The sequence below is a fragment of the Massilimicrobiota sp. An80 genome (genome assembly GCF_002159255.1).
Classification (GTDB): domain Bacteria; phylum Bacillota_I; class Bacilli_A; order Erysipelotrichales; family Coprobacillaceae; genus Allocoprobacillus; species Allocoprobacillus merdigallinarum.
This window is the reverse complement of sequence record NZ_NFHI01000123.1, coordinates 1-614: the sequence shown is the minus strand read 5'-3', so window position 1 is coordinate 614 and position 614 is coordinate 1. Positions and strand designations below refer to the sequence as shown.

Sequence of the window (614 nt, the reverse complement as noted above, 5' to 3'; positions counted from 1 at the left end):
ATTATGAACTATAACCTGTGAATGTAATTCCTGCAGTATGAGTTCTGCTTTTTCGCTCGTTACTCTTTCCATCTCAATCTTATTTTTTAGGATATCATATCCGGTTTCTGCTGACCATCTGTTTCCATAAAGCTGTAGAACTTCTTTTGTTGGCCATTCATTTTCATCAAGATTCGTGAAAATAATGATTTCTTCATCTTTTTCACTAACCTTTAATTGCCTTAATTCAGATTTCATAACTTTGATGACTCTTAACCTGAAATTCCTATGCTCTCTGGCATAATCCTTGACTTCTTCAATTTTAAAGCGATCAATCCATCTGTCATCCAAATCTATTTCAATCCAACCATCTCTTTCAATATTTTCTAGCTGTTTCTTATAAAAGTTTGGCTTTCCTCTGTAACAGAATTTATCGCCTTTCATATTATAATAAATAAAGATATCAGTTGATGGATAATTGCGGTCCCCTATGTATATAACTTTCTGTTTTTCTAAAATATCATGAATATTATTCATTTGTTCATATGCCATGGGTATTTCAGAATCCTTATAAGATTTAATCAATACATCAATATATATACCATTGCATACATCTAAAAATCCAGATATTCTTG

Annotated in this window: 1 protein-coding gene; it reads right to left on the bottom strand. The window is 30.9% G+C overall.

Translation table 11 applies throughout. The annotated features are described in order from the left end of the window. Positions 1 to 614: transposase (locus tag B5G32_RS13595; RefSeq protein WP_143746695.1), on the bottom strand; the 614-nt coding region annotated here is incomplete at both ends.